The organism is Paenibacillus oryzae (assembly GCF_001675045.1).
Lineage (GTDB): Bacteria > Bacillota > Bacilli > Paenibacillales > Paenibacillaceae > Pristimantibacillus > Pristimantibacillus oryzae.
In genome coordinates, this window is sequence record NZ_LYPA01000074.1 from 43,217 (window position 1) to 64,262 (window position 21,046).

Below are 21,046 nucleotides of genomic sequence, written 5' to 3' on the forward strand. Positions count from 1 at the left end.
AGCGCGCTTTAAGTTACCCTAATCAATTGCGGCTGCGCGGCGAAGCAGGATATTAGCCAGCAGAACGAGGGCTGCAAGCAGCATAACCGTTGCGACAAGGCAAGCTCCGAACCTGCTGCTCCATTCCAGGGAGCCCATAACGGCTTGGCGGGCAAAACCGGGAAGCGCTCCAGGCAGCCAGCCTGCATATTTAGGAAACAAATTAGAGAGCAAGGACAATACAGCGCCCGCGCCCAGCGCTGCAAACGCGGCTCCTGCCGCGCTTCTTAGCGCGGTACTGAGCAGCAGCGTCAATGTCAGCAGAACAAGCAGCCATAGCTCGTAGAGCAGAAAGCTGGATAACACCGCTTTAAAGGCAACCGCCTCTATTAAAAATCCGGTATAATACCATGCCGCGCCATATCCGGCAAGCAGAGACAGCGAGGACAGCAGCAGCATAGCCCCCCATTTGGACACCAGATAACTAGCGGGAGATACAGGCTTTACCAAAATCATCGAAACTGCACCGCTATTTCGCTCGCTCGAAACCGTGCCCATAAACACCAGCACGATGACCAAGGCTCCAAGCGATCCGAATTGCGCCAGCGTTTCGGCCATCACCTGCGCTCCGGTTGGCAACGGAATTTCGATGACGGAGCCATCCGGCAAATTCCCCGCCTTTTCCAATATAACCGGCATATAATAAGACGTTACCGGCTGCATGATGCCAAGCGCGATAAAAACAATCGGCACCCAAATCAGCTTCAAACTGCGAACCAGCTCCAGCAGTTCCTTGCCAAACATTGCTGCAAACCGCGATAAACCGGAGGATGGCCGCACGCTCCTCTCGCTTGCTGCTAATCCGCTCATCCGCTCACCACCTTCATAAAAAGATCCTCAAGCGAGGAAAAACCAACCTCCAGCTTGCTTACCCCCACATTCTCACGCAGTAGCTCCTCCAGCAACGACCGTCTGGCTTCAGCAATATCATCAACGATAAGACGGACCAGATATCCCTCAACCTCTACTTCCCGAACATGGCGCAGCAGCGGCATGCGTTGAAGCGGCAGATGAGAGGAAGTCATATGAGGGAGTGCCGCGGCAGTGCTTTCGTTCTCCCTTTCAACAGTCTTTTGCGCAAACGACTCTGCATCCCTTTTGAGAGTTAACGCCCATTCGCGCGATGCCTCCCCTTCCTCCAGCCTGATGCTGATAACGGGAAGACGGTTATTGTTTCGAACCTCCTGCAGCGAGCCTTGAAGCGCAATTTGACCAGAGGCCATTATGATGATGTCATCGCACAGCTCTTCTGCGTCATGCAGCACATGAGTTGAAAAAAGCACCGTCGTTTCAGACTTCAGCTCCTGAAGCAGCTCCAGCACCTCGCGCCGGCCAATGGGATCAAGCGCGGAAACCGGCTCGTCCATAACCAGCAGCTTGGGCTGGTGAACCAGGCTTTGCGCCAGCCCAAGCCGCTGCTTCATACCTCCGGAATAACCTTGAATACGCCGCTTGCCGGCTTCCTCCAGCCCAACGCGGGACAACAGCTCGCTCGCCCGAATATCTGCCTGGCGTGCCGTTAGGCCGCAAAGCTTGCCCGCGTATGCCACATATTCCTTGCCGGTCATCCAGCCGTAAAAAGACGGCGATTGCGGCACGTAACCAAGCAGCTCCCGCATATCCCGGTGGCTGCTTCCGCTGCAGCCGTTTATGCGCACTGTGCCTTTCGTTGCTTTTAGAAGCCCTGTCAGCATACGAATGGTCGTTGTTTTCCCTGCTCCGTTTGGTCCCAGCAGAGCGGCGCAGCGGCCTTCCATAACAGTAAAGTCCAGGCCCTTGACGGCCTTTGTTGTTCCAAATGATTTAACGAGGCCTTCAACCTCCAACAGGGGCCTCATTATTCATTTCTCCTTCCAAAAACCATAAAAGCGATTGGGCCAATCAAATTAGCAAATATGATGACCAATATCCATACCCATTTGGGTCCCCGCGTTTGGCTGGACTTGATACAAAGAACTAACGCTATCACCATCAAAATAAGCTGCAAAACCATAATGGGCGCAATAATGGGCAGCAATTCCTTGAGTTGTCCAAGCTCCTCGGCCATATTCATCCTTCATCCGCTCCTTTTCCATCCTAATTTGAGTCCTGCCCGCTCCGCCCCCGCTTCTTGCGCGAAGGCCGGATAACAAATACCCAATACACAATCAGGGGAGTCGGAAACTGGGTCAGCGCCCATAACCCCCAAAACCATTTCATTCCGCCTCTTTTGCCAGAGTCCAGAAACAGCCAGGTAGATTGGCCTACCAATATTGAACCAATCAACAGCCAAAACCATATCGATTCCCTCAGTAGCTCCTCCATCAGTCCTTCGCCCACCCGACATATTTATATCCAAATATGAGCAGAAACACCGCTCCAACGGTTCCATAAAATCCCCAGAATAATCCCGGGCTGGCTTCAGCCATCCAAACCATTCCCAATAGAATAATTACCGCAACCAGCCAAAACAGGGTCAGCTCGGTCCACATAGCTTTTTGGCGCTTACGCTTGTGATCCGCAACCATTATTTCCAGCTTGCCCAGCGCAGGCGGCTCCGGCGTATGGGCAGCATCAAACTGCTTCAGCTTTTGCATCATATTTTCCTGAAACCAGATTGCGTCTGTATCGCCTTTTTCACTTTTATCGCTTTTATCGCTTTTATCGCTTTTTCTGCTCTTTTCGCTTTGTTCGCCAACTGATTGGCTGCGAGATTTATCCAAGTCGTAACCATTATTCATGCTCGCCAAGCTCCTTTCTGATCAGCTTCATGCCAATGCTTAATCTGGATTTTACCGTCCCAAGCCTGATTTCAAGCATTTCAGCAATTTCCTCCTGGGAATAGCCGTAATAATATTTCAGCAGCACCGGCATCCGATGATGCTCCTCCAGATTGCTAAGCGCCTGCAGGGCGGCAGGCCATTCCTCCATAAGGCTTAAGGTATCAAAGCGCAAACGATGATTATTTACTTCTTCCTTCAGCCATCGCTCCTCCCTTTTGCGGCGTCTGGCCTTATCAATCGCCAGTCTGGAGGAAATTGCAATTAGCCAGGTAGAAAATTTGGAGCGCTCCTGAAACGTGGAGATCCGTTCAATCGCTTTAAGCATCGTTTCCTGGACAAGGTCCTCCGCCCTGCTTCGGTCCATGGTCAGCTTCAGCGCATATTGGTACAACAGCTTGTAATTGTGCTGCAGCAATTCCGCCAGCGATGTTCCATCGCCGCGCTTTGCGGCAGCAATCAGCTTGGCTTCATTTCCCAATGAACCCGCGACTCCCTTCGCTTATGGTGTTTGATAACTACTTAGACGCATGGCTTCCTCGCTTCGTTCATTTTTATTTGACAGCTCCCAGTAGTACAATCAGCTTAACCTTTAAATTCCAGTCCCAATCGCTCATACAACATCGCCAAGCTTTCGTTCATTGTTTGGTGAGCGGTGTCAATGACGATGCGATCCCGATCCCAAACCTCATACCATCGGTTTTCAACCTTCTCCCACGTAGGAAGAACAAAGCCGGGAATATCAGCAGCACGCGTCTCAATTCGATGTCTATGTTCACAAACGTCAGAGCAAATGACTTCAACTTCAACAAATGGAGCTTTAAGAGAATCCGCCACATTTCGCCAAGCTTGACGGGTCACCTGGATAGGGTTAACTGTATCTGCAACGACGTCGAGGCCCAATCGGAGATTTTGCGATGCGATTGCATAACACACGAAGTATCCCTCAGGTCCGTCAACCCATGTTCCTGCGTCCCGCATAGCCTGTTCTACGACATCGACCCGAAGATACGCTGCCCGCAGCTCCCTGGCTAGAGCTGATGATAACGTGGTCTTTCCGGCGCCTGGCAATCCGCTGAATATATAGAGCATAATATTCGCCTCCATCACTTTTTTAGGTCGTGTCTGAAAACCCGCTTGAGGTCATCTTGCACCGCCTTTTTGCCCCCTGCTGCGTCAGTTTTGCTTGACTTACCCCGGTAAGCCTGCACAAAACTTCCTTGTAGGGAACGAAAATTCGGCAAAACCTGTTCCTCTCGGAGTATTCAGACACGCCCCAGTTTTCCATCACAATCAAAAAAAGAAGCCTCTTTACCTTCAGACGGTAAATGAAGCCTCTTAAGAACGGCTGTACCAGTTCCAAACCTGTTCCACATCGCTCTGCTCCAGGCAGGACACGCCAAAATTCATCGAACTGCCAAGCGCATAAACTGACAATGAAGCCAACTCTTTTCGGCGTAGTCCCAGCGAGCGCGAAACCTTCATCGCTTCGATGCGCGGTCTTGCAATCAAATAAGTGCTGCGACTTAGCCAGCGCCGTCTAAGAGACAACTGGCGATCCTCTAGCAGAACGCCAGCGGAGCGGTGGCAAAAAAACCTCCATGCCGCCACCAGTGGAACAAGGAGAAGACACCAGCTTCCTGCTGCCCCAAACATTATAATACAGGCAATGCTTGCCGCCGCGGCAAACAGCAGCGGAATACGCAAGTAGTAGAGCAACGCTCTACGCGGCGGGGGCTGCAGCTTTTGCCCGCTTTTCATGCGGAAGCCGGGAATATAACCATCCAGCAGCTGCTGGATTTCGGAAAGCTTAATGTAAGGATGCAGCATCAGCATCTCCTGCTTATCGGAGGTTACGACCTGCAGCTTGACCTCGCCATAGCCCATCCATTGCCGAAGCAGGCTTTCGCCAACAATGACGGCCTGTACATTGCGAGGATTAAAGACCACCATCTTTTTCTCCAGCAGACCATAGCTCAAGGTAACCTGATCGCGTTCCCTGACAATTTGGAACCCGCTATATTTAAGCACATAAAGAACGACTGACAAACCCCAGGCAAAAATCAAAACAGCCAGCGATACAAAGATGATCATAAGTACGCCAGACACTAACCAGGCGGAATCTTCAATCACCTGTTCAAAAAAATGATCCGGCAGCAAAAGCTTAATAAAATCGTCGGCAAAGGAATAGATCCCCGCCAAAAAAGCCAATGCCAAGCCAAAGTTTAGTGAGGTAGCCGCAGCTTGGAAGAGCTTTCCCGGCCCTAGAGAGATGACACGCGCATGCTGTTTATTACCCTGGCCACGGCGCTCCGCATCTTCGCTGCGCAGGCCGGATGTCCATAACGCATCACTTTGCAGCGGCTCGGACTCTGCTGACCGCGACGCGGCTACGCCCTCTTGAGACTCGCATGCTGCCAACGGCGAGTCCGCCGCTTTTTCCTGCGCTCCAAAAGCCGCATCCGATGAAGCAGGGTGTCCCGCAAACTGGCGCAGCTGGTCCTTGATGGCGCCGGCTTCCTTTAAGGACAAAGCCTGCAAAACGGCATCCGCTTTTTTGCCGCCGCCCGGCGTTTCGATTTTTAACTGCGCGATGCCAAGCAGACGCTGGATAAGAGGCTGCTCCACATTAACGGAATGGATACGTGAGTAATAAAGGGTCTTTTCCTCGCGGAACAGATATCCTTTCCTTATGACCATTCGGTCGTCCTCCAGCCGGAAAACGGTCGTCCTCCATTCCAAATAGCTAAAAAATAAAATAAGGACAACAAGACCCGAAATACCGGCGAGCCAATACCATTCCAGCAGCCTGGACCAGTTGAAGCCATTAAAAATCCCGATAAAGATAAGGGGGAGAAATCCTTTGACCGCACTCAATAAGCCATACAGCAAATATAGCGGATGAAGGCGTCTTTCTTCATTCATCTTTTTCATCCACCCTTGCCAATACTCCTATGCGCTGCTTCAGCCGCTCCGCATCCTCAAGCTTCAAGCCGCTTATTTTATGCGTAGTTGCAGCCGTTACAATCAACACTTTGGCAAGCCCGAATTTGCGCAAGATAGGACCGCTCTCCATCTCAACATGCTGCACCTTCACCATAGGCACAAGCACATTGCTAATAAAAATCAGGCCTGACCGAATTTCCAGCTCTTCCTGAAACAGCTCATATCGGAATCTCTCAAAATGGACCTTCGGCACAAGCCATGTAAATACGATCAGGCTCAGCACTAGCAGCGCTAAACAAATCCAGACAGGAAGCAACGTCCATTCCCGCCATTCCGCTACAAACCAATAAGCGGCAATTAACAGCGCAAATATGCCGTTGGATATGCTTTCCTTTAACCGGTCAGCCTTTAAGTAGTCGGGATGCAATCGTTTTGTTAATGCCCGGTTCATAATATCCTCCTTATTCCATCCTCCTCCTATTACACCAATTTTAATGCGGCCAGTCAACTCGCGACCAGCTCCGCCGTTCCTTTAATCGTCCACTCTATAGGATCAAGCCCCCGATAGGTTTGAGGGTGCTTTATACCCGTAATCAGCACGACTCCGGGCTTTTGCAGCACAACCTCATATTGATAGGCTTCATTAACATAAACATAAGGAAATTGCTGCTCCGAATTGATAATGTCCAGCACCAGCACCTCAACCGGCTCCCGCAGCCAGGAGCCCGGAAGCGGAGAACCGCCGCCATCCAGCAGAAGATTGGTTTGCAGGTACTGCATGGCCGCCGCAGCGGCCTCCCTCTCATCAAGACGAAGCACGCCTTCTCCAAGCGCTTCCTTATCCAGCTGCTGGGCCGCGGCGTGAGCCGCACGGTTAACGGCGCGTTTCCCCTGGAACAAATGCTTCATTGCAATTTCTTCATCCACCTGAATAATATGACACAGCAGCCAAATCGTCATCATGGCCATAATAGCCACCAATTTGTGCATTCCTTCCACCTTCGTCCGCTTCAGTTCACATATTCGCTCATTTTCATGCCGAAAGCCCGCATCCTGGCATCCGGCGCAATAGCTTCAATACCAATCAGTGAATCAATAACAAATAGTCTTTCGTAAGGGTAGCTGATAATCAAGGCAATCCCGATTCCTCTAGGCACAGGCGATGATGATTCCCCCGCCGAAACGCCGCTGGTCGTGGAAAGCTCGTATTCCAGCGCTTCCCCGTTTAATCCCAGCTTTGACAGCCTGTCTCTGGAGCGCTGCAGCATATCTTCGCCAATGTAGCCATACGTGCCGCTTGCTCCAACCTCCAGCAAAAAATCCACTTCCTGCTGAAGCGCGGCTTGTCGCACGATTGCCACATGTCTGTAGATTGGCGAAAACATAATCCAGCACAGCATAGCCGAAAACAATACAAAAACGAGAAGCTGCTTCAAGGGCTCATCTCCCTAATATGCTGGCTCATGGCCCCTCCGCTGCGGCTTACTCCGTTTTTTAGCCCGCTGTCCCCCTCGGCGGCAGCCGCATAAACAAGCACCACCGTAATAATAAGCATCAAAGTAATCAGCAACGAACGCAAGCTGCTCCCTCCTTCCGCCGTCCCCGCGCTCCTTACACCGTTTCAACAACACATCATTAAGGCAGAAGAGTGTTAATTCGTGTATTGGCTGCATTTCCTTGCGACTGAATTTGAGCTCTTGTTCCCGTCGTATCCTGAGCAATGATGGAATTAAACAACACAACAACAACAACCAGCAGCATAACGGTCATCAAAATATTGCGCATCTTTTCACCTCCTTTCCAAAAACCTCGCGTCACGGGATCAAAAAGGGACTAGCCTAATGACTGAAACAGCTTCTGCCCTTCCATAACCCAAGGGTAGATAAATACCTGAAAGGTATAGAGAATCGGCAAGCCGGCAACAACAAACAGCAAATAAGACGCCGATTCCTTTCGTCCCTCTTTGGCAAGCTCCAGCTTTTCCTTATAATCGCCGATTCTTGCCCGCAGCAGGCTGTAATAGTGGCTGCTTTCATGAAGCCGGAGCGCATCAAGCGTTTCCGCAAAGCTTAAACCGTCTTCGCTGCCGATACGCTCCTTGAAGCTTTTGAGGGCAAGCGCGGGATCGTGATACCATTCCGCCAGCAGCCGCTCCAGATCGCCCCTGATCGCACCCGTTAGCGGAATGCATCGTGTCAGTTTAGCGTGAATATGCAGCGACGAATCGCATAAATAGAGCAGCTGATTACTAATCCGGTAAATATCCCCTGTCATTTGCAAGCTGCGCATTTTGGCCAGAGACCGCAGCCACATCCGGTCAACCTTCAAGCCAGCCGCTAGCAGCATAGGGATGCCAAGCACCAGCTGAAGCTGCAAGATCGACAAACGGCCTTGTCCAAACCATCCCGCTGCTGCCGCTGCCAGAAGCAATATAATCATCGCCAATCTGCGCAGTGCCGCGTACCACCCGGGATCATCCGTGATCCCGCAGCCCGCAAGCAGCAAGCTTCGCTCTTGAAAATCAGGTCTGTTTGCCTTTATGCCAAGCAGCTTCAGCAGCCGCTCCGGGGGAGGAGAGGCGCGCCATTTTAACTGCGCCAGCCGCCTCCAGCGTCCAGGACGGCGGGGGAGCATGGCAAGCAGCGCATAAAACCCTGCTGCGCCAAACAGAAACTGCCCCGCCAGGCTGGCCGTTCCGACAAAGCCAATCATCCAATGATGCATGGATAAGCTCCTTTACATTTTTTTGCGAGACAACCATAAGCCCATTAAAAAGGAAGCAAAAATCAACAAAAATGAATTGAGCAGCATGTCTCTGCCCCGAGGGTCCAGAAAATAATAAAAGTAGGAGTTTTCCTTGTTGTAATAAAGATTGATACCCATAAACAGGCCAAGAAACAGCAAAGGCGTAAAGTTGGCGAGCCTGATTTCCAACAAGCGGTGACGTTCCTGCTCATTGGAGCGGCGCGCTTTCCTCATGTCGGAGATCAGCTCCTTCAAGCCTTCCGACACGGAGACGCCCTCCCCAAGCGAAACCCTCAAAATATTAACAAAATAATCTCCCCACACATGCCCCAGCGATGAGCCAAGCAGCTTCAGGCTCGCCTCATCATCCCCGCGCACGGACAAATTCCGGTATAATTGCTCGAATACGCCCTGCATGGGCCCCAGCAGACGTTTTTCCTCCACTGCCCGCTGAAGCGCAACCTTGACCTGGCGCTCTCCCGTTACAAGATAACACTGGTAAAACAGCTCCACTGCCGGCAAAAAGTCTATTTGAGCTCCCATTCTGCGATGAACCAGCAAGGCCCGTAGCCAGGTATAAGGAAGAAAGCCAACCAACAGTCCAAACAGCAAGGCGCCTTTTGCCGTCTGAAAGAAGAGACTTCCTCCCGTTATGCCAGCAAGCAGCAGGACCCCGCTTGCAGCGATAAAAGCATCCGGCTTAATCTCAAGCCTCAGCGTCTCCAGCAGCTCGGACACATGATTCTGAATGCTTTTGTACCGCCCAAAATACCGCAGCAGCAAATTTCTTGCGCTGTAGGGCGATTCATAGGTCAGCCTGCTAGTCAACTGTTTTTTGCCAAGCCACAAGGCAAGACCGGAATAAATGCTGATGCCAAACAGAAGGAAGAGCAGCAAGCCTGCAGCCCAGAATGCCCACCCGCTCATACGGCATACCCCGCTGCCGCCAGACGGCTCGCAGCCCTTGGCGAGGGAGCATCAGGCGAGTTCCATTCCCCGCTGGCTTCATCCAGCGTAAACCAGTCCCTAACTTTAACCTCGCCGGCATGCCAGATCAGCTCTCCAATACGGGCCACTACCCTGCGGCCCTTCCACAGCTTCATTTCAATGCCAACCTCCGTTACATATTCCGTAATCCGCTTGGCCAGACGTTCCGCATTCATCGCGCGGCCATCCAGCATGCACATGTCGGTGATTGCCTCCGGCACATCCTCCAGATGGTTTGCATGTACCGTCGTCATGCTTCCGGAATGTCCTCGCGTACAGGCTCTGACATAAATGTTGGCATCGTCATCGCGAATTTCGGCATGGATAATTCTTTCCGGCGATTGGCGGAGCGCCAGCCGGAAGGCTTGACCTGCGGAATGACTGGCGTCCTCCTCCGAGGCCTCGTATTCCACGATGTTTTTATCCGGGAAATCTCGTCCCAGCATCATCTCGAACCGGTTTTCAATCGTTACAATCCGCTCTGTATCTGGCAGCTCCGCGATAAAGGCCTTCATCAGATTCGTTTTGCCGGAGTTGGTTGGACCGATGATGACCAGATTAAACCGGGCCTTAAGCACCGCGCGAAGCAGGCGCGACATCTCCTCGTTCAAGGTGCGGCATAGGGGTCCAGCCAATACATTCAAGCTGAAGCTTTTTACGGTATAGAAACGGATGGTCAACGTCGGGCTTGCCGTAAATCCAAAGCCGGTCATCGTTACGCGCGACCCGTCGCGCAGCATGACTTCCGCCCAGCGCTTACGGGGCGTGATGCGGTCGTTGTTGTATAAAACGAGGTTTTGCTGAATCCGCTCTACCTCTCTGATGCTGCCGAAGCTATAGGAGGAAAGCCTGGCTATGCCGCCTCGCACTTCATAAATACGCGTTCCCACCACCTGGACCTCCTCCAGTCCCGACCTGCCTGCCAGCACAAGCTCCAGAACGTTCAACCCCACAACCTCTGCAAAAAGCGCTTCCGCAAGCGTCGCATACGGATGCCGCCAGCCATCGTCATGTATCCGCAGCGATTGCAGCCTGTCCTGAATGACGGCGAGCACTTGCGTCCTCTCATGCGGAAAACCAAGCACCGCTTTGTTGAGCGTTTCCCCATATTGCCTTCGTTCTTCACCGGTTATGCCCCGCGGAGCGCTCAGATAGGAACGCATATCCTCTGCCAGCTTATGAAACTCCTCCTCCCGGCCCTGCTCCGCCAATTTCGCACTTGCGTCGGTTCCCATAGCCTCCGGCATGGCTTCAAGCACAATTTCTTCCCCGCCTCTGGATACCATTGCGGCAAATTCTGATGGAGAAAATCGTTGCTCGCTCATTTGCTTTCACTCCCCTTTATACCGAATCAACGCCGCCTCGCAGCTTGGTCAGCTTTCGGAACCACGGCTGATTTTGCATGGGTGAAAAGCTCCTCTGCAAGCCATGGCGCCTTAATAGCTCCCTTGCCGGCTTAATCATTGCTTTTTTACCCTCTCCGTCTCTGCGCAGCCAGTCCTGAAATTGCCCCCTGTCGTAGCAGCTGTAAAGCGCGCTGTTTAATTGCAGCTGACCAAGCGGCTTTACTCCAAGCTCCTTGCAAATTTGCTTCATGCTGTACCCTTCTCCTCCCCATGCTCCATGTACAACGACACAGTCATACTGATTTGAATTTATCTGGAATAACGGCGATACCTGACCGATCCAGCGTTTTCCGTCTTCCTGAAAATGAGATAATGCCGGCGTCGTTACAACAATCCGCGTCTCGGCCTCCCGAATGGCGCAAACCGTGGCAGCATTATCCCAATAAGCCCCGACATCCAGCACGACAAAATCAAATGTTCGTTTGGCAATTTCAATCAAATGGCTGATTTCAAGGGGCTGATAATATTCCGCCTGCTCCCGGTTCAAGCTGCCAAACAAAATATGCAGATTGGCTTGTCCCGGAAGCGAAAGCATGGCTCTGCCCAAAAGCTCCGGCGATAGCGAGGCGGAATGAAGCTCAGGCTTGAGCTGATCCAATGTGGCGGGCGGCTTGTCCACTCCCAAAAAACGATGCAGCTTGGCGCTTTTGAGATGCAGACAGAGGAAGCCGACTGAAATGCCTCCCGCTTCCGCCATGCGCAAGGCGGTTGCAAACGCCGCTGTAGTCGTGCCAATGTTGGGCGTTGTGCCTACAAACACGGCCGAGGATGATAATCGTCTGCTCACGGCGTTTTCTCCTCTCCTGAGCCCGCCCCCCCAAAGCGTTGGAACGATTCCGGACTGTATGCTACAACCAGCTTGATCTCTCCGTCACGGCACAGGTTGTCCAGCTCCAGCCATTGCTCTTCGGTCAAGTTCAGATTGAGGAAATCAATAGGACCGTTGGCATCGCGCCGCGCTGCATACATCCCTTCCTTATTGCCGTCCGCCAATGCAAGCAGATGAGATTGAGCCAAGTTGTCTATTTCCACATTGCCGGAGGTTTTGACGGAAGCAACCACAACGCTGTTCGGAAACAGCTTGCGCGATTCCCCCTCGCCTCCTGAAGCGTAAAGCTGAACCAGATCGCCGGCCCGGATACCGCTTGAAATCGACTTGATGTAATCCTTAGGAATACCGAATGTGGATTCCTTAAAGCCTGGCTGAAGTCCGTATTCATTCAGCTTCCATGCCAGCAGCGGCTCGCCCTTGCCCAGCGGAACCGCCGCCTCCATACCTATGGCTGCATACCTATCAAGCAGCATATCTTCTGCAAAAGCATCGCGCGCCAGTCGCGCAAGCTCCAGATCCTCTTCCTTGATCATCTCTCCGGCCGCAATAAACCGTTTGGGAATGACAACGCCAATCGTTTCCTCTGCGGTTAGCTGCTGGCGTTGAAGCTGGTATAGTCCATATACAAAACACGCCGACAATAAAGCCGCGGCAAGCGCCATCCAAAGTTTTCGATTGTTTCTCATTTTCAGCATCTCCCTCTTCTGGCAACAAAAAAAGAACGCATTCTCCGCTGCAGCAGCGTTAAGAATGCGTTCTTCGCATAAATGTGCCTATATTCAATAGTCAATTTCCAATTGAGCTTATAATAGCAAAGTCACCTGGCAATTGTCTATCGTTTTTTAAAAAACATGCCATTAAAAATCAATCAAACCAACGCTAATCAGCAAGGCATCGTCTACCTTGCGCATCGTTTCATCGTCCAGATGGGTAATTTTGTCAGTCAGGCGTTGTTTGTCGATCGTTCGGATTTGCTCCAGCAGTACAACGGAATCACGGTCAAAGCCATGGCTTGCCGCATCCATTTCAACATGGGTAGGCAGCTTGGCCTTCTGAATTTGCGCAGTTATGGCAGCCACAATAACGGTTGGGCTAAATCGGTTACCGATATCGTTTTGGATAACGAGCACTGGGCGCACCCCGCCTTGCTCCGAGCCTACCACGGGCGACAAATCAGCAAAAAACACATCTCCGCGTTTTACGATCACATTCTACACCCCGCTCACGAGCCGACCGAGCGTATGGTTCGCTTCTTCCTCTGCCTGGAAAGCCTCCGACGCCATATTTAAATTGATTTTCGCCATCTCCATATAGCCGCGTTGCATGGATTCGCGAATTTGGCGTTTTTTCCGTTCCACCAAATATTGCTTCATGGCTTGACGAATAAATTCGCTGCGGTTCGAGTTTTCCTTGGCAACGATTCCGTCCACCTCCTCAAGCAATTGATCGGGCAAGCTGATCATAATCCTTTTCGTATTATGCAAATTGGCCACCGAACTCGCACCTCCAAAACTTTTCCAACCCCGTATTACACATTATGACAAAATATCGCGGCGACTATACTTCAACATGTCTATGCCGTCCGTATAGCTTTTATGCTATATGGCTTGTATGCATGAAAAATGCCGGAATTCAGCCTGTCAAAATTACTCGACATGCGACTTTATACTCTTAATTCGCTATTTCTCGCTCATTTCCTTCATGGGTCAAAAAAAGAATTTCATGGAAATAGCTTTCTTGCGGAATTACGCCTCAAAATATTCAAAAATCGAGCGGATTTGCAACCCTGACAACCGTACCATTCTCGATATATACGCGAGGAACGCGGGCGGCCAGCATACAAATCAGCTCGTATGGAATACTTCCGAGCTGCTCGGCTACTTCCTCGGCAGTAATGATCGCTTCGCCTTGCTGCCCGATCAGTACAGCCTCCGCTCCTGCCTCTATTGCCCCGGTTCCGGCCGCCGCCTCTCCCAGCGACACCATGCATTGATCCATGCAGATGGTTCCGACAATAGGACGTTTGACCCCATCAATCAGCGCATGGGCCTTGCCCGTCAACAGACGGCTGAAGCCATCCGCATAACCAATCGGCAGCGTTCCGATGATTTCATTTTTTCCGGCAAAATAGCGTGTTCCATAGCTGATTCCCCAACCCTCTGGAGCATGCTTCACAAACACGACCTTGCTTTTGAGGCTGAGAACCGGCTCCAACTTGACCCGGCTGCGGTTTACCTCCTGCGAAGGATACAAGCCGTATAAACCGATGCCCAGCCGTACCATGCCGCCTGCCCATTCCGGGGTGTCGATGCCGCCCGCGCTGTTGGCAGCATGAATGAGCGGAATACTCCAGCCCCGTTCCTTAACGGCCGCCGCAATTTCCGAAAAACGGTCATACTGCAGCTTGGTATAGCTTTTGTCGGCCTCATCCGCATTGGCGTAATGAGTGAACATGCCTTCAACCTCAAGCTGCGGCGTATTCAGCGCATTTTGAATAAAGTCGAGGCTTGCCTTAACGCCAATAACGCCTAGCCTGCCCATGCCGGAATCAATTTTGATGTGAACCTTCAATTTTAAGCCGCCGGCGTCTTCCAGAGCTGCTGCCGCATCCAGAATGTCTTTCCGGAACAAGCTGATCGCAATCCCGTAACGGCGGGCAATCTCCAGACCGTCGGCCGGAACAAAACCCAACACAAGAATTGGAGCTTTAATGCCCGCACGCCGGAGCTGCAGCGCTTCATCCAGAAATGCTACGCCCAGATAGTCTACGCCAAACCGCTCCGCCGCCTCCGCTATTCCAACCGCTCCGTGTCCATAGGCATTCGCCTTGACGGATGCCATAATGCGGCAGCCCTCCGGCAGCGAAGCTTTCACTGCCTCCAGATTGCGCCGCATCGCATCCAGCGATATTTCAACCCTGGTCGGGCGATAATAAGCATTCAAATCCTTCACCTTCTCCTCCATGCTTCCCATCTGACAGTCCGAGCTTTTTGCACATAAAATCAATGTTACCCCCGCAACTTCGGACTGTCAATGAAATGAATGCCAGATCAGGATGACACCTATTGGAAATGGATGCTGATCCTCTTTATTTCCCGATTTCTCCCTGCACGGACTGCGCTATTTTGAGCATTTCGGATTCCGGCAGATTCCCGCTGGACAAGCGGAATTGACTGCCTTGATAGCTCCATGTCAGAGTCTGGAGCTCTTCGCCCGCCGTCAGCTCTGCGATGGTATAGCCAAGATCCACCAGCGTTCCCGGCACTAGCGTAGTCGCCACGTCCTTAAGCTGAGTTTGAATAAGCGAATAGCTGTATGTTCCGTTAAAGCGCGTCATCAGTCCCGGTTGACCGGCATATTCAATATCGGAGCTGTCCTGCCAGCTTACGCCTTCGGGCATATACAGCGGCTCCATTGCTTTAAAGGTGCTTTCGGCTTTCCCCGACTCCCCGGCCGTTTCTTCATTTTGAGGCGCGGCTGCTGCTCCGTCATCCGGTGTTCCGACGGACTCATCATCGCCTTCAGCCGCATTTTCACCCTCTTTGCTTCCGCTATTTTCCTGGGTCGATGCATCGTCATCCTTCTGCCCATGACCTTCGCCGGAATGCTCCGGGGTCGCCACGGTTGGCGCATCTCCGCCAGCTCCGGATGGAGCGGCTTCCGCCTTCATATTGGCTTCGGTCTCAAACACGCTTTTGTCAAATTTGGGTCCAAAGCTGAATTTATCAAACTTTACATCCACCATCACATTGGCATTGGTATCGCTGACTTCAACCTGGCGAGGGCTTAAATCATCCTTATCCAGCCAGATTTTCTGGCGCGCCAGCGCTCCGCTGTTGTAATTTGCCATAACGTCAAACACATATGCGTCTTCGTTTGTCGCAAATTGCCTGGAGTTATCCACGATGATGCTGTTTGCAAGCGTCTGGAACAAGTATACTTGACCCTGGCTCTGCGGCCAGTCGCTTTGGAAACGGAAAACCTTGTTCAGCTTCGGCGTCAGCACAAAAACGCCTTCATCATTTCTCAGTACGATTTGCGTAATGTCCTTTTCTTCGTTAGTAAGCTTGATTCTGTAATGATTCGGCTTTTGGTAAGAAACCTCCACGCCATAAGTCAGCGGCTGCTGACCTGTATGAAGCGTCATCGTCCCGCTTCCCTGATAGCTTTCCATGCTGCTGACAAACTTGTCCAGCTCCTTCACCACGGACTCGGCGTCCTTCGTTCCGCAAGCAGACAAAACAAGTGAAAAAATCAGCACAATTGCCGCCGTCCATGTCATGCGACGCATGATATCATCCCCTCTGCACCCATAATTTTAACTGGCTGATACCATGTTTATGAGGGGACTCGGCCAATTATGCGGACGACTTTGACAAGCTGCCTCCGACGTGACTTCCGACTTCACCGATCAGGAATATCTTCATCCGTTGTGGAATGAATTCATGAGCTCTGGAATATCTTCAGCGCCTTGTCCAAAAGGATGCGCAAACCAAAAAGAGGCTGCCCGAAAAGTCAAGCGGAACGAATAACTATTCAGCAGAGAGGACCGGACTTTTCCGGGAGGGACCAGCTTTGCTGAATAATTATTCTCCGTAACAGACTTTTCGGACAGCCCCCTTGCAGGCAAGCTATTTTGTGAGAAAGGAAGGATTAACGGTAATAGGACGTAGTTAACGGAACAAAGGCAAAGCTGTTATCTTTAATGTCGTAATGGACATACAACGACTCTACGCCCCCAATGTCCGCTTCAATGGTAACCAGCCCGTCTTCGACTTTAACAACATCCACCTGCTTCAGGATGATATCGTTGTCGCTATCCCTGATCTCCATTTTTTCGATATCCTCGCCAATGGCTGCAATTTGAAGATAGAGCTTTTGATGCTCCTTTTTAGGATAAAGCATAAAGCTGCCGCCGCGGCTTCCCTTTCCGTTATCGAAGTAAGCCTCTTTATAATCAATGCCTTTGTACGTCGTCTGATCCGGGTCCTTGGTATGGTACATATTATCAAAGCCTTGAGCTATTGCCGTACCGTCCACCTTTTCGCCAAGAGTGATGGTTTTGGTTTCATTGTCGTAATCGACCGCTACGCCCAGAGCGTCCGAGATGGCTCGAATAGGAACGTAGTTGGAGTCCTTATAATTAATTGGAACGATGGCGTTGCCCTTGGCATCCTTCAATTGAATCGGCGAGCCGTCAACTTTAACCTTGATTTCAGGATTCAAAAATGCCTTGATTTCCTGCATTTTGGTCGCAGCCAGCGCCCCCGTCCCCATACTGAGCAGCATCGCAGCGCTTATGCCAGCAATAATTACGCTTTTTTTCAAGATTTCTCACTCTCCCGCAGCTTCGATTATGTTTAAACGTGATAATCGTACAAGAGAAAAAGAGGAAATTCAAGTAGCTGCGGTTGTATCTGGGTAGTCCCTATTTCTTATTTTTACCTGATATCGTTCATTTTTCAGCTCACCGCACGGACTGCCGCCCTATTTGTATGTCCTTTTGTCTTATCCCTCTGCCTTATCCTTTTGTCTTAAAGCCTCGTTTTTATCGGCAAAACGTTCATTATGGGAAGAGACGCCCGCCATCTTGGATTCCGTTGGGTCAATATATAATTTGGCGCTATTTACAGCAAGCACAGCGTCATTAAAAGCGCCGGCAATAAGTCTTATTTTGCCTTCATTCGTTACAATATCGCCTGCGCCGAATATACCCGGCATACTGGTGCACATGTTAGGCGTAACCGAAACTCCATATTCCTCGCAGCTTAATCCCCACTCCAGAATGGCTCCGCCAAAATTTCTTTCATATCCATGATTGACGAGCACCTCATCCACTTCAACGTCCAGCTCTTCCCTGGAATCAACATGCTGCAACGTAACATGGTGTATTTTATTTTTATTGCCGTGCAGGCGGGATACGATATAAGGCACATAGGCTGTTGCTACAGCTTTCATACGTGTGACAGAAGCTTCAAAAGCGCTAAAGTCGTCCCGTCTGTGAACAACGTACACAGCTTTGGCTATGTTGGCAATTTCAATGGCCCAATCAACCGCTGAATCGCCTCCGCCGGATATAAGCACTGCTTTATCCTTAAACCTGTCCAGGCTCGTTACCGTATAGTGAAGATTGTTAAGCTCATAACGATCGGCGCCTTCAACGGTCAGCTTTTGGATGCTCGTAATGCCGCGTCCGGTAGCCAATATAATTGTTTTTGTATAATGCTTTTCTCCCGTATTGGCGGTAAGAATAAAAATACCGTCATCCCGCTTCTCCATTCCGACCACCTCTTGTCCAAAAACGATAACGGGGTCGAAGGTGCTGGCCTGTTTTATCAAGGAATGAATAATGGCTTCGCATCGAATCGGCTCAATTCCGCCTACATCCCATACCAGCTTTTCCGGGTAGGTTCGCATAAAGCCGCCCAGTTCATGCTTTGCTTCAATTAATTTTGTTTTCATTTCCCGCATTCCACTATAAAAAGCAGCATACATTCCGGCAGGGCCGCCGCCTATAATAATGACATCATAAATATCCTGCTTCATTTAGCGCACCAGCTTTTCTACTAAGTAGTCAAGAAATAGAGGAGTGCCGACCAAGCCTTCGCCAACTACAAAATCTGCCGTTTTAAGCGGGTATACATTTCCTTTTTTTACAGCCTCCATAGCTTTCCAGAGAGGGCTGCTTTCTAATTCCTTCATGGATTCCTCGCTGCTGTAATTTTGCATTTGGCGCTGCTCCACAAAAATATGGTCCGCGTCAAGCTCTGGCAGCACCTCCAGTGACATAGGCGTAAACCAGGTATCATTATCCTTCAACATCGTTGGTATATTCAGTTCAAGCTGTCTATACAGCATGTCGCTGCCGGGGCTGTCCTTTTCGGTGCCCAAAACACGATATTGCTTTTGTTCTACGCGCAAAACGAGAATTTTTTCATCGCCGATAGCCTTGTGCAGCTTTTCTTTAGTTTCTTCTATTTTTTGCCGGTACTTCTGAAGCGCAAGCCCGGCTTCTTTTTCTTTATGGAACAGCTCGCCCAGCACGGGAACAAAATCAGGGATAGCAATGCCGGCATCAACAGCAACCGTTGGAGCAATTTTACTTAAAGCCTCGTATTTTTTTTCATCAATGGCTGCGCCTTGAGCAATAATGAGATCCGGCGCCGCTTCAAGAATGAGCTCGAAATTTTCTTCATATTGCTGGACCTGAATCATTTTGACCTTATTTTCATTAAATATCTTCGGGCGGTATTCCGGTTCGATTTCCTCTACAAGGGTAACCATTTGGGGGATTACGCCAATCTCGATTAAATTTTCAGCATAGCTTGAGGTCAGCACCAGCATATTTTCAGGCTTGGCAGGAATGGTCACTTCACCAAAGACATCCTTTACAACACGTGTTTCAGGTTCGCCTTTGCTCTCCGCAGCTTTTGTTGAGCAAGCCGCTATCATTAATACAACGAGCGTTAAAATCACATACAGCATGGTTTTTCTCATTACAATATATCCCCTTTTTATTTGATAATGATTATCACTACCAAATTATAAAGAATAATGAGCTAACCTGCTATAGCGTAATGTGTCTTAAAAATTGGATTATTGTGTTTCCGGGCAAGTGCTCCCCATTATAAATGGTTCAATCTGCCCCAGCATTTTTCTTTTGCCAAATACGCTGCAATTATTAATCCATAAGCCTGTATCCACATATAAAACCCGTTTGTTTTTTACCGCATCCAGCTTGGCCCACTGCTCGCTTTTTTGCAAGGCTGCAAAGCTAAGATCAGCACTGTAATAATCCATGATTCGTTTTTCAACCAATAAATAATCGGGATTTGCTTCCTCCAGCTGTTGTAACGAGCACGGATTGAAATATGGTTCGTTCGTGCGAAAAATGGCAGGCATTTGAAAGCCCATTTCATTGTACAAAAGCAACGCCGCGTCGCAGGAAGACTCTCCTATGTAACGGTAACCCGATTCCTCTACGCGCAGATAAAGGACAGTAGAGTCAGTTGTTACTTTTCTTTGTATGCTGCTTTTAACAGCTTCCGTCTGCAGAGCCAGCTCCTTAATCATTTGCTCGGCTTTATTTTCCGAATTAAACAGCCGACCGAAATAACGAATAACCATATTCAGATCGTCAGGCAGCCTGGTTATGACTGATGCAAAGGTCCGAAAATATTGCTTGATCTCTTCCGTTAAGTAAGCGCCAATAATCAAATCGGGCCGCCGATGCGCAATAATATTTTGTTGAATGATATATTGAGGCATTTCCAATAAGGTCACGCCATTTTCCAAAAATAAATCCTTCTGATAATCGGGGGTTAGCGATTTATTAACGACAACACAATCCGGCCTAACACCTAATGCAACTGCAATTTCTGCGTGTGCAGAGGAAAGAAAACAAATCCGGTATGTTGCGATATTTTGTTTGAATTGCTTGGGCGGACGGCCAACGATTGCTCTAAACTGCCGGCTAAAATATTGAGAATCGTCAAAACCCGCCTTTTTCGCAATGCTTCTAGTTAAATCCTCTGTAACAAGCAGCATTTCCTGGGCGCGTAATATCCGGTAACGAATCAAATATTCGATCGGAGTTTTCTGATATAGCCTGGTGAATATTTTGGAATAATACGAAGGACTATAACCGGCAATTGCCGCAAGATCCTCTCTTGCAATTAGTTGATTGTAGTTTTGCTGCATATAAGTAACCGTATTTTCCATTCGTTGTTCAAGTGTGTATTCATCTGTTTGTTGTTCTTGTTTTAATTCCTTTAACAGGCGGTACAAAATAAATTGCTTAATGGTTACGTTCAACTCGCCTATTGGTCCAGCGAGCGCTATACGAGCATCTGTCACCGCCATTTCAGGCACTTTTTGCATGTAAAAACCCGTCGCTGTATTTACGCTCCACTGGCAAATTGAGTTCATAGCTGTATCGTATACCTTAAAGCTAATGAGATAACCTGAAAAATCCAGTTGATTTGCAGAGGTTAGCCGGATGACGGCCCCTCTTTCTACAACCATTAAATGACCAAAGCTGATATGCTCTTCATACCCATTAACAGTCAAGGCTGCCTGGCCATCCGCAACTAACAGAAGAGAAGCATTATCCAGCTGCTGGTCTGGTTGCTCAAATAACGCTTTTGCCAAATCTTTTATTTCGATGCAATGCATAAGCCAATCGGGATTGGAATCAAGCATTTGGATGCTCTCCTTTGGTTCATTGTTGATGAGACTTGGTGAGAAGCGAATGCCTTCCTCCCTATTGTAGTGCATAACCTGCAAAAATAAAGGACCTAAAAAAGGGCCCCTCCGTCATATGACATCGGGAC

Annotated in this window: 26 protein-coding genes; all 26 read right to left on the reverse strand. The window is 49.9% G+C overall.

What is annotated here, in order from left to right; genetic code table 11:
• Positions 1-18: 18 nt before the first annotated feature.
• Positions 19-849, reverse strand: coding sequence for an ABC transporter permease subunit (locus A7K91_RS21190; protein WP_082967647.1), 831 nt, complete (start codon positions 847-849; stop codon positions 19-21).
• Positions 846-1,877, reverse strand: coding sequence for an ABC transporter ATP-binding protein (locus A7K91_RS21195; RefSeq protein WP_068686477.1), 1,032 nt, complete (start codon positions 1,875-1,877; stop codon positions 846-848). Before A7K91_RS21195 ends, A7K91_RS21190 begins: the two co-directional genes overlap by 4 nt.
• A complete protein-coding gene (locus A7K91_RS21200) occupies positions 1,877-2,092 on the reverse strand; it encodes a PLD nuclease N-terminal domain-containing protein (protein WP_245697732.1) in 216 nt (71 codons plus the stop codon). The genes A7K91_RS21195 and A7K91_RS21200 overlap by 1 nt, the downstream gene beginning before the upstream one ends.
• A gap of 23 nt (positions 2,093-2,115) precedes the next feature.
• Positions 2,116-2,343 carry a hypothetical protein gene (locus A7K91_RS21205; RefSeq protein ID WP_068686478.1) on the reverse strand — a complete coding sequence of 76 codons (228 nt, stop codon included), beginning with the start codon at positions 2,341-2,343 and terminating at the stop codon, positions 2,116-2,118.
• Positions 2,343-2,759, reverse strand: coding sequence for a YxlC family protein (locus A7K91_RS21210; RefSeq protein ID WP_068686479.1), 417 nt, complete (start codon positions 2,757-2,759; stop codon positions 2,343-2,345). The genes A7K91_RS21205 and A7K91_RS21210 overlap by 1 nt, the downstream gene beginning before the upstream one ends.
• Positions 2,752-3,279: an RNA polymerase sigma factor SigY gene (gene sigY, locus A7K91_RS21215; protein ID WP_068686480.1), complete on the reverse strand. Its 528-nt coding sequence runs from the start codon at positions 3,277-3,279 to the stop codon at positions 2,752-2,754. The genes A7K91_RS21210 and sigY overlap by 8 nt, the downstream gene beginning before the upstream one ends.
• 104 nt (positions 3,280-3,383) lie before the next feature.
• Positions 3,384-3,890, reverse strand: coding sequence for a P-loop nucleotide/nucleoside kinase family protein (locus tag A7K91_RS21220; RefSeq protein ID WP_068686481.1), 507 nt, complete (start codon positions 3,888-3,890; stop codon positions 3,384-3,386).
• Between the two features lie 246 nt (positions 3,891-4,136).
• Positions 4,137-5,723 carry a PH domain-containing protein gene (locus tag A7K91_RS21225; protein WP_169833439.1) on the reverse strand — a complete coding sequence of 529 codons (1,587 nt, stop codon included), beginning with the start codon at positions 5,721-5,723 and terminating at the stop codon, positions 4,137-4,139.
• The gene (locus tag A7K91_RS21230; RefSeq protein WP_068686565.1) at positions 5,716-6,195 is read right to left on the reverse strand and encodes a PH domain-containing protein; all 480 of its coding nucleotides are present in this window, start codon (positions 6,193-6,195) and stop codon (positions 5,716-5,718) included. The genes A7K91_RS21225 and A7K91_RS21230 overlap by 8 nt, the downstream gene beginning before the upstream one ends.
• 53 nt (positions 6,196-6,248) lie before the next feature.
• Positions 6,249-6,734 carry a hypothetical protein gene (locus tag A7K91_RS21235; protein ID WP_068686483.1) on the reverse strand — a complete coding sequence of 162 codons (486 nt, stop codon included), beginning with the start codon at positions 6,732-6,734 and terminating at the stop codon, positions 6,249-6,251.
• A 20-nt stretch (positions 6,735-6,754) separates the two neighbouring features.
• Positions 6,755-7,180, reverse strand: a complete 426-nt coding sequence (locus tag A7K91_RS21240) for a hypothetical protein (RefSeq protein WP_068686484.1) — start codon at positions 7,178-7,180, stop codon at positions 6,755-6,757.
• On the reverse strand, positions 7,177-7,323 hold the full coding sequence (locus tag A7K91_RS26565) for a hypothetical protein (RefSeq protein WP_156739735.1): 147 nt from the start codon (positions 7,321-7,323) through the stop codon (positions 7,177-7,179). Before A7K91_RS26565 ends, A7K91_RS21240 begins: the two co-directional genes overlap by 4 nt.
• Positions 7,324-7,379: 56 nt before the next feature.
• On the reverse strand, positions 7,380-7,529 hold the full coding sequence (locus A7K91_RS26775) for a hypothetical protein (protein ID WP_169833440.1): 150 nt from the start codon (positions 7,527-7,529) through the stop codon (positions 7,380-7,382).
• A 48-nt stretch (positions 7,530-7,577) separates the two neighbouring features.
• Entirely contained in the window at positions 7,578-8,468 is an 891-nt protein-coding gene (locus A7K91_RS21245) for a hypothetical protein (RefSeq protein ID WP_068686485.1), read from the reverse strand.
• A gap of 12 nt (positions 8,469-8,480) precedes the next feature.
• Entirely contained in the window at positions 8,481-9,416 is a 936-nt protein-coding gene (locus tag A7K91_RS21250) for a type II secretion system F family protein (protein WP_068686486.1), read from the reverse strand.
• On the reverse strand, positions 9,413-10,801 hold the full coding sequence (locus A7K91_RS21255; protein ID WP_082967648.1) for an ATPase, T2SS/T4P/T4SS family: 1,389 nt from the start codon (positions 10,799-10,801) through the stop codon (positions 9,413-9,415). Before A7K91_RS21255 ends, A7K91_RS21250 begins: the two co-directional genes overlap by 4 nt.
• 16 nt (positions 10,802-10,817) lie before the next feature.
• Positions 10,818-11,669, reverse strand: coding sequence for a CpaE/TadZ family protein (locus A7K91_RS21260; protein WP_068686487.1), 852 nt, complete (start codon positions 11,667-11,669; stop codon positions 10,818-10,820).
• On the reverse strand, positions 11,666-12,400 hold the full coding sequence (locus A7K91_RS21265) for an SAF domain-containing protein (RefSeq protein WP_068686488.1): 735 nt from the start codon (positions 12,398-12,400) through the stop codon (positions 11,666-11,668). The genes A7K91_RS21260 and A7K91_RS21265 overlap by 4 nt, the downstream gene beginning before the upstream one ends.
• A gap of 171 nt (positions 12,401-12,571) precedes the next feature.
• On the reverse strand, positions 12,572-12,922 hold the full coding sequence (locus tag A7K91_RS21270) for a type II toxin-antitoxin system PemK/MazF family toxin (protein ID WP_068686489.1): 351 nt from the start codon (positions 12,920-12,922) through the stop codon (positions 12,572-12,574).
• 3 nt (positions 12,923-12,925) lie between these two features.
• Positions 12,926-13,207: a CopG family ribbon-helix-helix protein gene (locus A7K91_RS21275; protein WP_068686490.1), complete on the reverse strand. Its 282-nt coding sequence runs from the start codon at positions 13,205-13,207 to the stop codon at positions 12,926-12,928.
• Positions 13,208-13,475: 268 nt separating this feature from the next.
• On the reverse strand, positions 13,476-14,666 hold the full coding sequence (gene alr / locus A7K91_RS21280) for an alanine racemase (protein ID WP_342671752.1): 1,191 nt from the start codon (positions 14,664-14,666) through the stop codon (positions 13,476-13,478).
• 136 nt (positions 14,667-14,802) lie between these two features.
• Entirely contained in the window at positions 14,803-16,005 is a 1,203-nt protein-coding gene (locus A7K91_RS21285) for a DUF4367 domain-containing protein (protein ID WP_068686491.1), read from the reverse strand.
• Between the two features lie 362 nt (positions 16,006-16,367).
• On the reverse strand, positions 16,368-17,042 hold the full coding sequence (locus A7K91_RS21290; protein WP_068686492.1) for a stalk domain-containing protein: 675 nt from the start codon (positions 17,040-17,042) through the stop codon (positions 16,368-16,370).
• A gap of 180 nt (positions 17,043-17,222) precedes the next feature.
• A complete protein-coding gene (locus A7K91_RS21295; RefSeq protein WP_068686493.1) occupies positions 17,223-18,260 on the reverse strand; it encodes an NAD(P)/FAD-dependent oxidoreductase in 1,038 nt (345 codons plus the stop codon).
• Positions 18,261-19,211 (reverse strand): ABC transporter substrate-binding protein, encoded by a 951-nt coding sequence (locus tag A7K91_RS21300; RefSeq protein ID WP_068686494.1) that lies wholly within the window; start codon positions 19,209-19,211, stop codon positions 18,261-18,263.
• Positions 19,212-19,310: 99 nt separating this feature from the next.
• Positions 19,311-20,915: an AraC family transcriptional regulator gene (locus A7K91_RS21305; RefSeq protein WP_068686495.1), complete on the reverse strand. Its 1,605-nt coding sequence runs from the start codon at positions 20,913-20,915 to the stop codon at positions 19,311-19,313.
• Positions 20,916-21,046: the final 131 nt, after the last annotated feature.